The organism is Lentzea indica (genome assembly GCF_012184385.1).
GTDB classification, from domain to species: domain Bacteria; phylum Actinomycetota; class Actinomycetes; order Mycobacteriales; family Pseudonocardiaceae; genus Lentzea; species Lentzea indica.
The window spans coordinates 1-564 of the sequence record NZ_VSRL01000612.1; the positions used below are offsets into that span (position 1 = coordinate 1).

General features: G+C 59.8%; 2 protein-coding genes. One reads left to right on the top strand and one right to left on the bottom strand.

What is annotated here, in order from left to right:
- A partial coding sequence (locus FXN61_RS54045; protein WP_281360902.1) for an RHS repeat-associated core domain-containing protein occupies positions 1 to 345 on the bottom strand: 345 nt, incomplete at its 3' end.
- A gap of 14 nt (positions 346 to 359) precedes the next feature.
- Here FXN61_RS54045 and FXN61_RS57050 point away from each other — a divergent pair.
- Positions 360 to 564: hypothetical protein (locus tag FXN61_RS57050; protein WP_446684969.1), on the top strand; the 205-nt coding region annotated here is incomplete at its 3' end.

Consider the following 564-nt stretch of genomic DNA (forward strand, 5'->3'; position numbering starts at 1 on the left):
GTGAACGTAGGTGACAGGATTCGGGGCAGGAGTGAGACCGAGCGGGTCGGGCGTGAGATAGCGAGCGGTTTCCGGGTCGTAGTGGCGGAAGTAATTGTAGTGAAGGCCGGTCTCGGGATCGTGATATTGACCCGGATAGCGGAGTGGAGTGTAAGCATCAGCCCCGCGGTTCCAAACAGTGCAGCCCCATAGCGTTGTGCGCGTGCGCCAGCCTATGTTGCCCTGTTCATCGACGAGTTCGGTAGGAGTACCGACGAGATCAGTGACGATGGCATAGAAGCGACGGTCAATCTCCTGTTGCGCCGTGTCGGCATCAACAGTTGTCTTACGTTCGGTCTGCGCCAAGGGGCGCAGACATCGTGGTCCCACGTGAGCGTGATCGCTTCAGCCATGCCGGCGTGAAAAGCGGTCTGCTCACACAGACTGCTGCCGTCCCAGACGAAGTCCACCTGCTCGACCACGATTTCACTGCTCTCGGCCAGACGTTGTTTCGCTATGCGTCGGCCCAGCGGATCGTATCTGTAACGCCAGCGCGTGCCGTCAGGGGTGACAACAGCCGTGAGA